Source organism: Nitratireductor sp. J20-h4, assembly GCF_056780505.1.
On the sequence record NZ_CM165557.1, the window covers coordinates 3630631 to 3645979 of the forward strand.

General features: G+C 64.3%; 14 protein-coding genes. 4 read left to right on the forward strand and 10 right to left on the reverse strand.

Annotated elements, in window-relative coordinates; translation table 11 throughout:
- Nucleotides 1-9: 9 nt before the first annotated feature.
- Nucleotides 10-1014, reverse strand: a complete 1005-nt coding sequence (locus tag ACT2B0_RS17425) for an ABC transporter substrate-binding protein (protein ID WP_473459597.1) — start codon at nt 1012-1014, stop codon at nt 10-12.
- Nucleotides 1015-1066: 52 nt separating this feature from the next.
- Entirely contained in the window at nt 1067-2038 is a 972-nt protein-coding gene (locus ACT2B0_RS17430; protein ID WP_473459599.1) for an ABC transporter substrate-binding protein, read from the reverse strand.
- A gap of 359 nt (nt 2039-2397) precedes the next feature.
- On the opposite strand from ACT2B0_RS17430, the gene ACT2B0_RS17435 reads away from it, so the two are divergent.
- Nucleotides 2398-3159 (forward strand): IclR family transcriptional regulator, encoded by a 762-nt coding sequence (locus ACT2B0_RS17435; RefSeq protein ID WP_473459601.1) that lies wholly within the window; start codon nt 2398-2400, stop codon nt 3157-3159.
- Nucleotides 3160-3331: 172 nt separating this feature from the next.
- Here ACT2B0_RS17435 and ACT2B0_RS17440 read toward each other — a convergent pair whose 3' ends face one another.
- The 7 genes from ACT2B0_RS17440 to ACT2B0_RS17470 all read right to left on the reverse strand — a co-directional run bounded on the left by ACT2B0_RS17440 (nt 3332) and on the right by ACT2B0_RS17470 (nt 10770).
- Entirely contained in the window at nt 3332-4822 is a 1491-nt protein-coding gene (locus ACT2B0_RS17440; RefSeq protein ID WP_473459603.1) for an aldehyde dehydrogenase, read from the reverse strand.
- A 156-nt stretch (nt 4823-4978) separates the two neighbouring features.
- On the reverse strand, nt 4979-6652 hold the full coding sequence (locus tag ACT2B0_RS17445) for a thiamine pyrophosphate-binding protein (protein ID WP_473459605.1): 1674 nt from the start codon (nt 6650-6652) through the stop codon (nt 4979-4981).
- A 10-nt stretch (nt 6653-6662) separates the two neighbouring features.
- Nucleotides 6663-7451, reverse strand: a complete 789-nt coding sequence (locus tag ACT2B0_RS17450) for an SDR family oxidoreductase (protein ID WP_473459606.1) — start codon at nt 7449-7451, stop codon at nt 6663-6665.
- Nucleotides 7451-8377 carry a VOC family protein gene (locus ACT2B0_RS17455; RefSeq protein ID WP_473459607.1) on the reverse strand — a complete coding sequence of 309 codons (927 nt, stop codon included), beginning with the start codon at nt 8375-8377 and terminating at the stop codon, nt 7451-7453. Before ACT2B0_RS17455 ends, ACT2B0_RS17450 begins: the two co-directional genes overlap by 1 nt.
- Nucleotides 8374-9210 (reverse strand): alpha/beta fold hydrolase, encoded by an 837-nt coding sequence (locus tag ACT2B0_RS17460; RefSeq protein WP_473459608.1) that lies wholly within the window; start codon nt 9208-9210, stop codon nt 8374-8376. Before ACT2B0_RS17460 ends, ACT2B0_RS17455 begins: the two co-directional genes overlap by 4 nt.
- Nucleotides 9211-9217: 7 nt before the next feature.
- Nucleotides 9218-9592: a hypothetical protein gene (locus tag ACT2B0_RS17465; RefSeq protein ID WP_473459609.1), complete on the reverse strand. Its 375-nt coding sequence runs from the start codon at nt 9590-9592 to the stop codon at nt 9218-9220.
- 230 nt (nt 9593-9822) lie between these two features.
- Nucleotides 9823-10770: a cupin domain-containing protein gene (locus ACT2B0_RS17470; protein ID WP_473459610.1), complete on the reverse strand. Its 948-nt coding sequence runs from the start codon at nt 10768-10770 to the stop codon at nt 9823-9825.
- Nucleotides 10771-10839: 69 nt separating this feature from the next.
- Here ACT2B0_RS17470 and ACT2B0_RS17475 point away from each other — a divergent pair, with 69 nt between their 5' ends.
- Nucleotides 10840-11679, forward strand: a complete 840-nt coding sequence (locus ACT2B0_RS17475; protein ID WP_473459611.1) for an IclR family transcriptional regulator — start codon at nt 10840-10842, stop codon at nt 11677-11679.
- Nucleotides 11680-11722: 43 nt separating this feature from the next.
- Here ACT2B0_RS17475 and ACT2B0_RS17480 read toward each other — a convergent pair whose 3' ends face one another.
- The gene (locus tag ACT2B0_RS17480; RefSeq protein WP_473459612.1) at nt 11723-12517 is read right to left on the reverse strand and encodes an IclR family transcriptional regulator; all 795 of its coding nucleotides are present in this window, start codon (nt 12515-12517) and stop codon (nt 11723-11725) included.
- A gap of 148 nt (nt 12518-12665) precedes the next feature.
- Here ACT2B0_RS17480 and ACT2B0_RS17485 point away from each other — a divergent pair, with 148 nt between their 5' ends.
- Nucleotides 12666-13679 carry a pyridoxal-phosphate dependent enzyme gene (locus ACT2B0_RS17485; protein WP_473459613.1) on the forward strand — a complete coding sequence of 338 codons (1014 nt, stop codon included), beginning with the start codon at nt 12666-12668 and terminating at the stop codon, nt 13677-13679.
- Nucleotides 13680-13735: 56 nt separating this feature from the next.
- A complete protein-coding gene (locus ACT2B0_RS17490) occupies nt 13736-15340 on the forward strand; it encodes an ABC transporter substrate-binding protein (protein WP_473459614.1) in 1605 nt (534 codons plus the stop codon).
- Nucleotides 15341-15349 lie beyond the last annotated feature (9 nt).

Sequence of the window (15349 nt, forward strand, 5' to 3'; positions counted from 1 at the left end):
TCTCTGCCGTCACTTCCGGCCGACCCGCTTGTTGACAAACTGCAAGGTGTAGGCCCGCGAAAGATCGATCCCCTCCGGCAGGACGCCGGACTTGACCATCGTGTCGTAATATTCCTTCCAGCGCGCATCCGTCATCGCGCCGATGCCGAGCTCGGCGGCGTCTTCTGAATCGACGAACCCACCATTGCGGATCGCGTCGAGCGCGAACTCGAGCACGTCGTCGGCCATGTCGGGATTGCGCTCCTTGATCAGCGCGTTGCCGGGCGCCGGGTCGCCGTGCAGATAGTCCTGCCAGCCCTCGATCGAGGCATCGACGAATTTCTGCACATAGTCGGGCCGATCAGCGACGTTGTCGTGCGTTGTCATGATATTCACCGCGTAGGGGCGGTAGCCGTAATCATGCAACAAAAAGGTCACCGGGTTCTTGACGCCCGCCATCTCGAGCACATGCGGTTCGTTCGTTGCGTAACCCTGCTGGATCGCCGTTTTGTCGGCGACGAACGGAGCGATCGAGAACGTATAGGGTTTCACGTCCTCGTTCCTGAAGCCGAATTCCTGGCGCAGGAAGGGCCAGAACGTCGCCATGCCCAGCGCCCCGACATAGGCGGTATGTCCCACCATGTCCTCCAGCTTTTCATACCCCTGGTCGGGATGGCCGACCATGATGCGCGGGTCCTTCTGGAAGACTGCCGCCACGGCGGTAATCGGCGCGCCTTCGCGGGCGGCGTTGAGAGCCGTTCCGCTGGAACCGACGGTGAAATTGACCTTGCCGGCGATGAGCTGCGGCGCGGGATTGCTCTGCGGATTGCCAAGCTGGATTTCGACATCCAGCCCGTGCTTTTCGTAAAGCCCCGTCGCCAGCGCGTGGAAAAAGCCGCCGAACTCGGCTTCGGCGCGCCAGCCGATGTAAAGCACGGCTTTCTCGAGTTCGCCCTCGGCGGCCATGGCCGGCACGGCAGGAACCATCCCGCCGAGCGCGCAAAAGACGGCTCCGATCACAAAGTGTCTTCTCATCATAGCACTTCCCCTTGTTGTTTGATTGTCGCTGTCCGGTCGTATCGCCGGATCAGAAGAAACGGCCGCAATCGACGGGTTCCTGCAAAAGGCCGGCCCCCTGCAGCACTCTCACCCAATCCTCATACATCCCCCTGATCTCGGGAGCGTTCATCGGACACGCGTGAAAAAACGAGGTCTGAAACCCGATCTCGCGCAGCAGGTCGAGCCGTTGCCCCGTCTGGCGCGACATCGCATCCAACGCCGCGCCTTGATCGGCATAGATGCGCTCTATCGCCTCGTTGAGGGCCGCATTGACGGCTTCGAACAGCTCCGGCTTTTCCTCATAGGCCGGGCGGGTTGTCCACCAGTTGGAGACCAGCGACGGATTGCCGGTGGCCGCCATCGCCAGCGATCCGGCGCCGAAGATCTCATCGACGGTCGTTCCGAGATCGCGACGGCGCATGAGCGTCACGAAGGGCTCGACATTGACCGCGACGTCGACCTCACCCGCCGCCATTGCATCGGCCATGCGGTGGAACGGCATCGTCTTCCAGTGAATCGTCGCCGCATCGACGCCATGTTTGTTGAACAGGTAAAGCGGCGCAGAATGGGTTATGCCGCCATCCAGAGCGAAAACGGCGATCGTCTTGCCCTCGAAATCGGCGGGCACACGGATGTCCACGCCCCTTGCAGCCACGATGTTCATGAAGTCGGCCGAGTGGCCATTGTAGCTGCCCCGCAACGCGGCAGCCGAGACGAACTTTGTATCGAGTCCGAACTTCTCGTGAGCCATGATGGTCAGGGTCGGCCCTGAAAACGAAAGATCCATACGGCCCGCGCGCATATCCTCGATGGCCTGGACATTGGTACGCTCGACGAAAACCGGCTCGATTCCGCGCTTCTGGAAAAGCCCGAAATCGATTGCGCAGAACAGGGGCATCATGCCCATCATCGGATCGGGGTGGTGATCGATTCTCAATTGCATCTTGTGTTGGCCTCGATGTTTCCGCGTCGCATGTCCCGTCACCGCGGCCGCCGCCACTCGGCGCAGCACGGATGACGGTGATAGGAGGCGTATTTAAATGATTTTATCATTTTATTTTTCGAAGGCACGCCCGGTCCCTCACGAATGAGGACAGGAAAAGGAAACGTCTCCACTAACCTTTAGAACGATCGACCCCTCACCCCTCAACCGATAGACCATCTATTTACATGATATTATCATCTATTTGATCGAGGTCAATGCGGAATTTGCGAAAATGTTGCAGGCCCCAGCCGGCTGCGATATGTTCAAATATGGCAGAAACGTTCAAATAGGCGCGCACGCGGACAGGGCCGATCGGGGTTGGGGACACCATGACGCAAGCGAAAGCTGAGCCGGTCTATGTCGTGCCACCGGTCGTGCGCGCGATCGCGGTCCTGCGCCACGTTGCGGCTGGCAATCGCTGCCGCAATATCAGCAGCACCGCCAAGATGCTCGACATCAACCGGACGACCCTGATTCGACTTCTGGCCACGCTCGAGACCGAAGGTCTGCTTGAGGCGATTGCCGACGACGGCGGCTACCGCCTCGGCACCGGCTTGATCGCGCTGGCGTCCGAGGCGCTCAATGAGCGCAGCATCCTTCGCGTGGCGCGCCCGTTCCTGACCCAACTTGTCCGCGATCTCAACCTGTCGGCGCATCTGGGCGTGCTCGAGGGCCGCGAGATCGTCTATCTCGCCCGCGAGACACCCAATTCGCACCTCGCAAGCACGGTACGCGAGGGCACAAGATTGCCGGCTCATGCGACCACGATCGGCCGCATCTTGCTCTCCGAACTGCCTGTTGCCACGCTGCGGGCGCTTTATGCCGACCAGGACATGGAAGTGTTCTCGTCGAAAACCCCAACCACTCTGGCCGACCTTGAAGCCCAGCTTGGTGCCGACCGCGCACGCGGCATGTCCTGGAGCGTCGCCAATTTCGAGCCGGAGATCGGATCTGCGGCCGTCGCGATCCACGATCATCAGGGGCGTGCCGTTGGCGCCGTCAACGTCACGGGTCATGCAAGCATCTTCACCACCGAAAACCCGCAGACGCTTCGTATCGAGCAAAGTCTGAAGGCCACGGCGCGCGCCATGTCGGAAGCGCTTGGCTATCGAGGCCGGTCGGCCGATCAACTGTAGCAACAGGCGTAGACGCGCGCGAACGCATCGCTCGATAGGGCGCATTGGCGGCTCGCGTGCACCGCAGCCAAGGCCGTCCGCGAACGGGGCCGCGGCCGGGGCAGACATAGCGCCGCGCCAGCCGGTCTTGACGTAACAGCGGTTTTCCAGCGCGGCGGCGACCGTTGGATCATCAGGCGCGCACCGTCGCCGCCGCCCAGGGGTGCGGCGCGCCCGACAGATCGGTGTAGAACGCCTTTTGCGCCATATAGGCGCGGATGCCGTCACGCCCCTTCTCGCGCCCCATGCCGCTTTCCTTCTCGCCCCCGAACGGGGTCGAGATCGAGAACTGCTTGTAGGTATTGACCCAAACCGTACCGGCGTTGATGGCCGTGCCGACGCGCCAGCTTTTCGGAAAGTCGCGGGTCCAGATGCCGCAGGCGAGGCCGTATTCATTGTCGTTTGCCTGGGAAATGACATCGGCTTCGTCGTCGAACGGAAGAACCACCAGAACCGGCCCGAACACTTCCTCGCGGCAGATCCTGGCCGTGTTGGCGACGCCGGCAAGGACGGTCGGCAGGTAGTAGGCGCCCCGCGCGAATTCCGCTCCTGCGGGCGCAGATCCGCCGGCAAGCAGCTCGGCGCCGTCCTCACGCGCCCTGCGCACATGCTCGGCAACGCTGTCGCGGTGATCGACATGGACCAACGGCGCAACCTGTGTATCGGCCGCGAATGGATGACCGACCTTCAAGCGTTTGGTCGCCGCCACCAGCCGCTCGACGAACTCCCGGTAGATCGGGCGCTCGACAAAAAGACGTGCGCCGGCAATGCAGCTTTGGCCCGAGGACGAAAAAATACCGAAAAGAACGCCGGCCAGCGCCTGCTCGATGTCGGCGTCGGCAAACACGATGCTTGGCGACTTGCCGCCGAGTTCCAGGGACACCGGCATGAGCTTGCGCGCGGCTTTCAAGGCCAGCGCCCGGCCGGTCGCGGTGCCGCCCGTAAAGCTCACCTTGGCGATGGCCGGATGCTCGACCAGCAGGTTTCCGATCTCGCCGCCCGATCCCGGCAGCACCGAAAACAATCCCTTCGGAAGCCCCGCCGCCTCGATGATGCGCGCAAGCTCGAGCGAGACAAGCGGCGACCAGGAAGCGGGCTTGAGCAACACCGCGTTGCCGGCGGCCAGCGCGGGCGCGACCTTCTGCGCATCCGAGGCGATCGGCGAGTTCCAGGGCGTGATCGCCGCCACCAGCCCGAGCGGCTGGTGGATCGACATTGTCAGCGCATCGCCGCGACGGACCGTCAGCGCCTCGTCCGACGTTTCCAGCACCGCGCCGAAATAGCGGAACGTCCCGGCCGCCGAGCCGGCGAGCGCCGCCGTTTCGCGCAGTGTCTTGCCGGTGTCGCGGCTTTGTATATGTGCAATGCGCTGCGCATTCGCCTCGATGCCATCGGCAATCGCGTAAAGAATGCGGGCCCGTTCATGCGGCTTCAGGGCGCGCCATTCGGGATTGGCCTGCGCCTTGATCGCCCGTTCGATAGCGCGTTCGCCGTCGGCGATGCTGGCGCCGCGCAAAACGCGGTTGACGGTTCCGTCTGCCGGGAAGACCGAGCTTATCTCGGGACCGCTTCCCTCTTCCCATTCCCCGCCCACATAGAGCTTGCCCTGCGGCATTTCGATCATACCCGCCTCCAATCGCGGATCGCCCGCGTGCCCACCCGCCTGCAGGCGAAAGCAGCGCCCGGCCTGGTGGTGATTGTCTCAAGACCCGACACAGTCAGCGCTTCGGACATGCGCGCCGCAACGGCGCCAGATCCGATCGTTGCGTGCCGCATCGCCTCATCCGCTCTTGCCGGCCGCGCCCGCGGGTGGCCCGGCAAACGCTTCAGCGAACGGGCCAATGGCGCACATGTCGATTTCGATCAGGCACGGTCCTTCGGTCGCAACGGCCTCATCGAACGCCGCGGCGAAGCCCTCGACATCGCCGACGCGCTGGTGCGGCAGTCCGATCGACTGACAAAAGGCGGCGAAATCGGGTGTCGCAAGCGCCGAATAGTGCCGACGGCTTCCGTATTGCGCGTCCTGGATGTTCTGGATCACGCCATAGGCCTTGTCGTTCATCAGCAGATAGACCAGCGGCGCCCGCTCATCGACGGCCGTTATCATTTCGGCCAGCCCGAGCATGGCGCCGCCGTCGCCAAGCAGCGTGACGGCCTTGCCCCGGCACGTCGCCAAGGCTGCGCCGACCCCCATGGCCACGCCCTGGCCGATGCCGCCGCCCAAGGCATGAACGCCAAGGTTGGGCGCGGCGATACGTACATACCGATTGCCGAAGGTCGAGTTGGAAATCGTCACATCGCGGACCCAGGGATGGCCGTTTGCAAACACCCGCTCCGCCAGCGTGTCGGCAACGACCCGGTAGGGACCGAGCACATCACGCATGCGTCCTTCGGACTGCGCCCGCGCTCTGGCGATGTCGAAGGAGAGATTGGCATCGACGTCGAGCGCCGCGGGCAAGCGCTCGATGAGACGCGCCAGCGTGTCGGCGGCATCGCCATGCGCGAAGACGTCGACTGGATAGTTGCGGCCGCCCTGCGCGGCGTCGGCGTCCACCTGGATCAGCGGACTCGGCAGCGGCATCTTGTTGTTGCGCGTTTCGTTGCCGCGCAGCCGCGACCCCACCACGATCATCAGATCGCAGCTTGCGTAGAGTTCAGACGCCTCCGGAGTCATGTTGAAAGCGCCAAGGCTTGCCGGAGAGGCTTCCGACACAACCGCGCGCCCGTTGGTGGACGTGACGACGCCGAAGCCGCGACGCATCAACTCCGTGGCTTGCTTTTCCGCGCCGCGCGCGCCGCCGCCAAGCCAAAGGAGCGGACGTTTCGCGGCCATGACCAGCGCGGCGATCTCGTCGAGCACCGTTTCAGGCGCCACCGGCCGCGCCGGCTGCGGTTTGTGAACCCGGGCAGGCCCGCGCGCAGGTTTTCGCTGGATGTCGACCGGGATCTCGAGACTGACCGGCCCCGTGGGAGCGGACAGCGCCGCCGTACACGCCGCCGTCAGCACGCCGACGGCCCCGTTGGCGTCCCACATGCGAAACACCGCCTTGGAGATGCCCTGCAGCATCTGCGGCTGCCTCGGCACATCGTGAATCGCCGCGCGGTCACGGTCGGCGAACTCCAGATCGACCTGCGTGGTGATATGCAGGACCGGCGACCCAGCCGTCAGCGCCTCGGCCTGCGCGCCGGCCGCATTGCCGGCCGCGGTCCCTGTCGAGGTCAGGCACACGCCGAGCGTTTCCGATACGCGTGCATAGGCGTCGGCCATGTTCATGGCTCCCGCCTCGCCGCGCGCCGGCACGAAGCGGATGCGTTCCTGGCGGGCGATGGCATCAAGAATCGGCATGTTGTGAATCGAGATCACCCCGAACACCGTGGTGACGCCGATCTCTGCGAGATAGCGGGCAATGAAATCCCCGACCGTTTCGGAGACTGTCATAGTTTCGAGTTTCATCCCGTATCCTTCAAATGTAACGAGACAGGCCGCCCGATACTTCAAGCTGGGCGCCTGTGATGTAGCTCGCCGCCGACGAGCCAAGAAAAGCGATCGCCGCAGCCGCCTCTTCGGGCTTGCCGAGACGGCCGAGCGGAATGCCCTTTTTGGCCGCCAGCGCCGCGTACCAGTCCGCCCGGCTCTGGCTCTGGTCCTCGCGCTCGGCAAAGCGTCGCGACCATTGTCCCGAGCCGACGAGCCCGAGCAGGATCGAGTTCACCCGCACGTCTGGCGCCAACTCGACGCTCAGCGATTTGATCAGGTTCTGCACACCCGCGCGTGCCGACGAGGTGCACACCATGTGTGGTTCCGGCTGGTAGGCAAGCAGCGAGTTGACGGCAACGATCGCGCCTTTGGCCCTGCGCAGCATCGGCAGAAAGGCGCGCGTGGGATGAATCTGGCTGAACAGCTTCAACTCGTATTCGGCGCGCCAGTCGTCGTCGCCGGTTTCGGCGAAGGTCGACAGACGTCCCTGGCCGGCATTGTTGACGAGCAGGTTGCAGCGCCCGAAGCGCGCCTCGACCTCGCTGGCGAACGCCTTTACGGCGTCCGGTTCGAGCACCGACAGGGCGCGCGCCATGACGCGCTCTTCGCCATGGTCGCGCGCGAGAACCGACGCCACATCGTTCAGCCGGCTTTCAGTACGGGCGCACAGCGCCACGCTGGCGCCTGAGCGCAACAGCATCTCGACGGTGGCAAGGCCGATGCCGGACGAGCCGCCTGTGACCACCGCCACCTTACCGTCATAGCCAAGATCCATCAGGCGTCGCTCCTGGTGGGAGCGAGTTCGGGAAAGCCTGGATCGGGACGGCCCTGCATCACCGCGCGCTGGGCCGGCGTCGGCGGGCCGGCCGTCATCCACCGGTCCATCGCGTCGGGCTTGTCGCGCGGCCAGACCTGGGCTTCGTGGGTCGCCTCGTCGACCTGCTGCAGTTCGGAGGTGAACTCGATGACGAAGCCCGAGGGCGAAACGAAATAGGCGAAGGGGTTGTTGCCCGGTCCGTGGCGGCCCGGTCCCCAGGTTGGCACGTGCCCCTTCTGCTTCATACGGCCGATACCGCGCATGAACTCGTCGATCGACGGCATCTCGAAGGCAACGTGATTGACGCTCGGGTAATCGCCGCGCACGAGAGCGATCGAGTGATGATCGGAATTGCAGCGCAGAAACACCATCTGGTCGGCGGAGTAGTCGGAGACGCGGAAGCCCAGCACATCGACGTAGAAATCCTGCACGCCGTCCATGTCCGGCGTGTTCAGCACGACGTGGCTGACCTTGCGCGGCTTCGCCCATTCGGTCTCTTCATCAAGGCTCAGCGCCTCGGTACGAAACCGTAGGCGCCGGCTGTCGGGATCGAGGATCTCGAACCCGTAGCCGCCCGCATAGTCGTCGAACGGTCCCGGCTGCCCAAGCACGGTACCGCCGCGCGCCGCCACCTGACGGTGCAGCGCATCCATCGAGGCGCGGTCCGGCATTGCGAAATGCACATATTCAATGCCGTAGACCGGGCCGTCCTTCAAACCGTACAGGAACGGTTCGCTGCCGGTGCCGCGCAGCAGCGCCGTGCCCTCTTGGGCATGAGCCAGGCTGAGCCCCCACATATCCTGATAAAAGGGCAGGGTCTTGGTAATGCCGGGCCCGCGCATCATGATGCCACGCAGCCGGCCGACGCGAACGGTGTCGGTCATCGTCGTTTCCTCTCAAAATGTCCGTCGACAGTTTCAGCCAGCGCCTCGAGCGCGGCGACGAATGCTGCGGGCGCCTGCTGGTAAAGGGCGTGCCCGGCGGCGGGCACGAGGGTAAGCGAACCGCGCCAAGCCGGCTTGATCGCGGCGTGGGCCCGACGCGCGTATTCCGGCGGCGTGACAACATCTTCGGCGCCGACGATCACGTCGGTCGGCACCTGCAGTCGCGCCGCATCGTCTAGCAGTCGGCCGGCCGCAAGCATGCGGGCGGCCTGCCCATAGCCGGGACTCTGCACCCGCGCCATGCCATCACAGACCTGGTCCACGATTGCCGTATTCGCCTGCGGTGCGTAAACCAGCCGCGGCGCCCGCCGTCGGGCGAAACCATCCGGCCCGTATGCGTCGAGATCATCGATGCGCGCCTGGGCGGCGGCGCTGAGCTGACAACCGCGCGGCACGCCGTGCCCGAGCGCCGGGGAACTGAGCAGGAGCCGCCCGACGCGCTCGCGATGAGCCGCTGCGAAAGCCGCGCCGATCAGACAACCCAGCGAATGGCCGGCGAGAAACACGCGATCGAGACCAAGATGGTCGAACAGCAGCTTGAGCGCTTCGGCATAATCGCTCGCCAGCGGCCACTCGACATCGAGCGGAGCCGAGCCGCAATAACCCGGCGCGTTCCACGCTATCACGCGCCAACTTCTTGGCAGGCGGGCCAGGAGCGGCTCGAATGTTGCGGCATTGGAGCCGATTCCGTGCAGCAGCACCAACACCGCGCCCTGCGGCGCCGGCCTTTCCAGATATTCGAGACGACCGCGGACATGTTTTTCGAACGCCATCGTCGCCTCAACCAAAGACAAAGCCGTTATCGGGCTGCACACCGTGCCCGGCGAGCGCCAGGCTCCCCTCAAACGACAATAGGCAAACGGCGCCGCAAGCGACAAAGAGGATGCGCCTCGAAACCGAAGGGCTGAGCGCCTGTGCCGCCGCGCCCGCCTTCGGCCAGATGCCGCGCGCCTGGATGGCGGCACCACCACACCGGTTCGGGCCGTCGCTCGGCAAAGCGGGCAACATCCGGCTCGCCGCCTGCATGGCCCGCATCAGCGCATCGGCCAAGCCGGCTTCACCGCCGTCCAGCGCCCTGCCGCGAACCCGATATGCCCGTTCAAGCCGGGCCGCATCCTGAACCCGTTGCCAGAGCCAGTTCCTGAGAGCGTCCATCACAATGCCTGCTCGTGTGTTCTTATATGAACATTATGTTCATTATGAAATTGCCCCAACTGCTTTGGGGAGTCAACGCGGATTATTCCGGTACGCGCGGACACGGTGGCCGGCTGACGGCACATCTGACCACAATGATCGACCCCGATCCCGCGCCGGAAGCAGCCACGCCGCAGGTTCGACCGCGCCGGGATGGGCGACGGCCAGCCCCGGGCTCGTTGGCCGCGCGCTTACGCGGCCTCGTACACGACGGTGTCGGGTTCGGCGGTGCCAATTACCGACCAGACGGTGGCCGGCGCCGCGGAATTGTTGCGGAACCAATGCCCGCGGCCGGCGGGAGTCTTGACCAGATCCCGCGGCCCAAGCTCGATTTCGACCCTCTGGCCGTTTTCCTCCCAACCGACGACGAGAGACCCTTCGAGCACGAAATACGCATCCTCAACATCGCGGACGATCGGCTTGATGCCGACACCGGAAGGGATGCCCAGCATCTCCTTGCGACACGTATCGTGCTCGATTCCGCCCGGCCCGACATAGATCTTGCGGGTAAAACCTGCCTTTTCCCAAACGGTCGGAAGTTCACTATGGCGCACGACATAGCGGCTCATCAGTTTTTGCAGCGGATGATCGCCGTTGCGGTCAAACGGCAGGGTCTTGCCGGGCTCCGCGCCAAAACTGCGCGCGAGCTCGCTCGGATGCTCCCTGGGATGATAGTGATAGACGGGCGGCAACGGCTTGCCGACATCGACGGAAATCGACATCACCACCGGCTCAACGCCATCGACGCGGAAACCGTGTCCGATTTCGCGGGCATTCAGGATCATGTCTTTCGGGCCGAGATTCACTTCGACCACCTCGCCATCCTTCTCCCAGCCGACGATCAGCGCACCGTCGATGATCAGGAAGCTCTCCTCGATCTCGTGGCTGTGGCAGGCGGCATATCTGCCGGGCTGCTTGTAGATCAGGCTCAGGGTGAAATGGTCCGGCTTCAGGGTTGACGTGTCGCCGACCTTGGGCGAGCCGCCGGCGCCGATATAGCGCATCTGTGCGCGCGCCAGTTCGTCGAAACCGGCATTGGACGGGAAGGCGTTCCAGTCAAACGTCTTGTCCGTGAAGCGGCCGGTATGGGCGGCGAGCTCAGCGGCAAGGCCGGTGGTGGGCGTCGCGTGAAGTGTCATGGCGGTTCCTCTGTGTTCGACCCACCGACACGCTAGATCGCTGTCGTTTTACCTGCTAGATCATGTTTTATGGACAAAACAGACAGGGTCGATGCCGCGTCCAGGCCGGCCGAGGACAAATATCTCGTTCCCGGTTTGATACGGGGCCTGGAAGTGCTGCGGGCCTTTACGCCCGAGTGCCGCGAGATGTCGCTCTCCGAGATCGCCCGCCTGCTGGGAACCACACGCTCCGCCGCGTTCCGCGCGGTCTATACGCTGGCCCATCACGGCTATCTTCTGCATGACGCACGGCGCGGGCATTACATGCTCGGACCGGCCGTACTGCGGCTCGGCTACGGTTATCTCGCGACACGGGAACTGGTGGAGATCGCGCTTCCGGAACTGGAGAAATTGCGAGACGCCACCGACTGGTCGGCCCATCTTGGCGTGCGCGACGGGCGCGACGTGCTCTACATGCTCAGGGTTCCGAGCCATATGGGGCTTGTCAGCATCGTTCATGTCGGCAGCCGCCTGCCTGCGGCCGCGACAACGATGGGACGCGTCCTGTTGGCCGCTCTGGACGAGGCGAGTGTAATCAGGCTCTATCGCGAAGAGACCTACCCAAACACGCCCGGCCCGACCCCGCGATCGCTCGGCGAACTCCTCGCCCAATGGCGGCGCGACCGGCAATCCGACACAGTCTCGCAGATCGGCAATTTCGAAACGGGCGCCGCAAGCGTCGCCGCCCCGGTACGCGACCTCGAAGGCAAGGTCGTCGCCGCCATCAACGTCACCCAGGTCAACTCCGCCGATCCCGCCGCCGGCCATGACACCGGGATTGAGCAGGCAGTTCTGCGCGCAGCATCCTCCATCACGCGGCTTTTGGGCGGCGCGCCCAAACGCGCGACGGTGTCGACCGACACACCTTAGAACCACTCGTCTTCGAAGCGGGGCAGCGTAACGAACGGACCTTCTATCGCGTGGATAACGACTGCCCGCTCCGCAAGAGCCGGTCGCGCAGCGCGGCCGTTTGATCGTCGGACAAATCGATCGGCAGCACCAGGCAGATCGTGGCTTCGACATACCCCTCGGCATTGTAGATCGGGGCGGCCAGGCATTGCGTGAAAGCGTCAACCAGTCCCTTCGTCAGGCAAAAGCCGTCCTTCCGGGACTGCGCGATGGCCGCGATGAAATCGTCAATCATGATCCGGCGCCCATCGGGCAGCATCAGATCCTCCGGCGCGATGAGCGCCTCGATTTCCGCGCGGCTGTGTCCGGCGAGCAGGAGCCGCCCGGACGCCGTCCAAGGGATCGGAATCTGCAGACCGACGGCGGAACTGATGCGGAACGGACGGGTGCCCGGACACATATGCATGATGGTGTAGCGGCCGGTCTGCAACATGCAGAACTCGCAGGTCTCGCCGGTTTCCTTCGCCAGGCGGTCGACCTCCGCCCGCGCGCGCTTGGCGAGCGAATTCTCGCGGATATAATTCAGACCGTAGAGATACATCCGCTTGCCGAAAAAGATGCGCGCGTCGTCCGGGGAGACCTCGAGCAGGCCCGCCTCTGTCAGGTCGTTGACCACGGTATAGATCGACGAACGCGGCGCGTCCAAGGCCTTCGCCAGGGCCCCGATGCGGATGCCCTCGCCGTGACCATGCAGAAACTCCAGAATCTGCACGATGCGATCGACGCTGCGTTCTCGCCGAGTCGCGGGCTTCGCGTGCGCCGCGCGCCCTTCGGTATCAGTCCCCACGTCCTGCTCCACTTGCGTATTTCTCCGTCAATGCTATTCTGTCTTTAACACAAGACAACCGTCCTGTATACAGGACAAATTTGATCGTGAGCGACGCGCAATCCGCCGCCTTCCGACAAGGGGCGAGTACTGCCGACAAGGGGATTTCGGTGAGGTTGAGATGAGTGGCTTGTCCGGGATCCATGCGCGCATCCGCCAATCTATCGCGACGCTGCCGCGCCTCGATATCGCGCTCAAGAACACGCCACTCGAGGAAGCCGGAAACCTTTCCCGCGTGCTCGGCGGTCCGCGCATCTTCGTCAAGCGCGACGACCTGACCGGTGTGGCGCTCGGCGGCAACAAGCTGCGCAACCTCGAGTTCCGGCTCGCCCACGCGATGAAGGACGAGCCCGACACCGTCATCGTCGGTCTCGACCTGCAGTCGAATTCGGCACGCCAGACCGTCGGCGCTTGCAACAAGCTGGGATTGCGCACCATTCTCGTGCTGGAGGGGCGCCGGCCCGGCACGATCCAGGGCAATCTTCTGGTCGACTATCTTTTGGGCGCCGAGGTTCATTTCGCCGCCGACGTCCACGAACAGCGCGCGATGCTCGACCGTCTGGCCGCGGATGTGCGCGCCGGCGGCGGACGCCCGCACATCCTCAACGACAACCCGATGTTCGACGTCGCCTCCGCCGTTGCCTATCTGGAAGTGACGTTGGAGATCGTCGAGCAGCTCGACGAATTAGGGCGAGCGCCCGACTGCCTCTACATGTCGTCGAGCGGCAAAGGCCAGGCGGGCATGATTCTGGCCCAGAAACTGCTCGACCTGCGCTTCGCCATCCATGGCGTGACCGCCACGGACGAGTTCCACATTCCCTCGCGCACCGCAACCATCGCCAACCAGACCAGCACGGCCATCGGACTGGACGTAACCGTCGACGAAAAGGACGTGGTCAATTTCGACGATTTCGTCGGCGAGGGTTACGGCATCCCGAGCGAGGCCGGCAACGAGGCCGTACGCCTGTTCGCCCGAACCGAGGGTATCATTCTCGACCCCATCTATACCGGCAAGGCGGCCGCCGGCCTGGTCGCGCATGTGCGCGAGGGCCGCTTCGCAAGCGACGACGTGGTGGTGTTTGTCCATACCGGGGGCACACCGGCGATCTTCACCTGGAACGAATTATGGCTTTGACGCGCGACGCGCAAAGTCCGCACCCGGCAATGTCAACGAAGAAAAGGGGAATAGTCATGCAACGCAGAACACTTCTCACCGGCGCGGCAGGCGCCATGCTCCTGTCGGCACTGCCGGCAACGACGCTTCGGGCTTTCGCCCAGACAAGCCAGGGTGTCATCACCTTCGGCCAGAGCACCGCCGTGCTGACGCTCGATCCGGCGCACGGGGCGTTCACGGGCTATCCCGGCGGGTACGAGGCGGCGCTCGTGCTTTTCGACCGGCTGCTGGATTTCGATGCGGACATGACCATCGTGCCGCAACTGGCCGAATCCTACCGCATGAGCGACGATCTCCAGTCCTGCGAGTTGAAGCTGCGCAGCGGTGTCACCTTCCATGACGGAACCCCCTGCGACGCGGCAGCCGTCAAGTTCAACATCGAGCGGATGATGAACAAGGAGATCAACACCACCAACAGGCCGCTCTGGGACCCGATCTCGGGTGTCGACATGGTCGATGACACCACGATCGTCATCCGCATGTCGGCGCCTTTTGCGCAGCTGCCGAACACGCTCGCCCATGGGTCGGGGGCGATCGTTTCGCCGGCCGCGATCGAAAAATTCGGCGAGGACGGCTTTGCCCAGAACCCGGTCGGTGCGGGCCCCTATAGGCTGGACTCCTTCAACGCCGGACAGGAACTGGTGCTCAAGGCCTATGACGGATACTGGGGCGGCGCGCCGGGCGCGACTGGAATCGTCTTCCGCTTCATCGCCGAACCGGCGACACGCATCAACGCACTGACCACCGGAGCGGTCGACGTCATCGACGCCGTGCCGGTGCATCTGGTCGGCCAGCTCTCCGGCAATGCCGATATCGAGATCGCACGCCGCCCGGGCCTGCGCCCGATCGGTCTCGCCTTCAATCTCACCCGGCCCGCTTTGCAGGACGTGAAGGTGCGCAAGGCGCTCAATCTCGCCGTTCCCGTGGCGACGATCGCCGAGCGGGTCTTCTTCGGCTTCGCCAAGGCGCCCGATTCACCGCTGGCCTTCGACGCCATCGGCCACAGGACGGTGGGCGAAACCGTGTTCGATCAGGCCAAGGCCAAAGCCCTGCTCGCCGAGGCCGGCTATAGCGCGGGCGCCGACGGCATCCTGGAAAAGGACGGCGAGAAGCTCAGCCTGTCCTTCTTCGCGCCGGACGGTCTGTTCCCGGGCGACGTCGCAGTGGCGGAAATCGTCGCGGCCTCGCTGCGACAGGTCGGCGTCGACGCCGCGATCAACAAGATCGAGAAGGGCGCCTACTGGGATCACCTGCGCCAGGACAAGGCCAACCTCGCCTGGGACATGGCGATGTTCGGGTTCAATCCCTCCAACGCATCCGGCACCTATCACCTGGCCTCGCTGTTCAAGTCGAACGCCGACGACAATGGCAAGCCGGATGTCTGGAACATCGCCCGCTACCGCAACGAAAAGGTCGACGCGCTTCTGGAGACGGCCAGCAGCGCGCCCGAGGAAGTCGCACGCCTCGACGCGCTCGGCGAGGCCCAGGCGCTGATTTGGGAAGACGCGCCCTATCTGTGGCTGCAGATCAACGAGAACGTGTCGGCGGCCGGCAAGTCCGTCTCCGGTCTGGGCGTGCTGCCGATCGTCTTCACGACATTGCGCAACGCCTCCAGGGCATAACGACCGGCG

Bases quoted from the DNA above. Each gene is read 5' to 3' on its own strand.
- ACT2B0_RS17425 (WP_473459597.1), bottom strand. From the start codon at position 1,014: ATGAGAAGACACTTTGTGATCGGAGCCGTCTTTTGCGCGCTCGGCGGG.
- ACT2B0_RS17465 (WP_473459609.1), bottom strand. From the start codon at position 9,592: ATGGACGCTCTCAGGAACTGGCTCTGGCAACGGGTTCAGGATGCGGCC.
- ACT2B0_RS17440 (WP_473459603.1), bottom strand. From the start codon at position 4,822: ATGATCGAAATGCCGCAGGGCAAGCTCTATGTGGGCGGGGAATGGGAA.
- ACT2B0_RS17490 (WP_473459614.1), top strand. From the start codon at position 13,736: ATGCAACGCAGAACACTTCTCACCGGCGCGGCAGGCGCCATGCTCCTG.
- ACT2B0_RS17455 (WP_473459607.1), bottom strand. From the start codon at position 8,377: ATGACCGACACCGTTCGCGTCGGCCGGCTGCGTGGCATCATGATGCGC.
- ACT2B0_RS17460 (WP_473459608.1), bottom strand. From the start codon at position 9,210: ATGGCGTTCGAAAAACATGTCCGCGGTCGTCTCGAATATCTGGAAAGG.
- ACT2B0_RS17470 (WP_473459610.1), bottom strand. From the start codon at position 10,770: ATGACACTTCACGCGACGCCCACCACCGGCCTTGCCGCTGAGCTCGCC.
- ACT2B0_RS17445 (WP_473459605.1), bottom strand. From the start codon at position 6,652: ATGAAACTCGAAACTATGACAGTCTCCGAAACGGTCGGGGATTTCATT.
- ACT2B0_RS17450 (WP_473459606.1), bottom strand. From the start codon at position 7,451: ATGGATCTTGGCTATGACGGTAAGGTGGCGGTGGTCACAGGCGGCTCG.
- ACT2B0_RS17475 (WP_473459611.1), top strand. From the start codon at position 10,840: ATGGACAAAACAGACAGGGTCGATGCCGCGTCCAGGCCGGCCGAGGAC.
- ACT2B0_RS17485 (WP_473459613.1), top strand. From the start codon at position 12,666: ATGAGTGGCTTGTCCGGGATCCATGCGCGCATCCGCCAATCTATCGCG.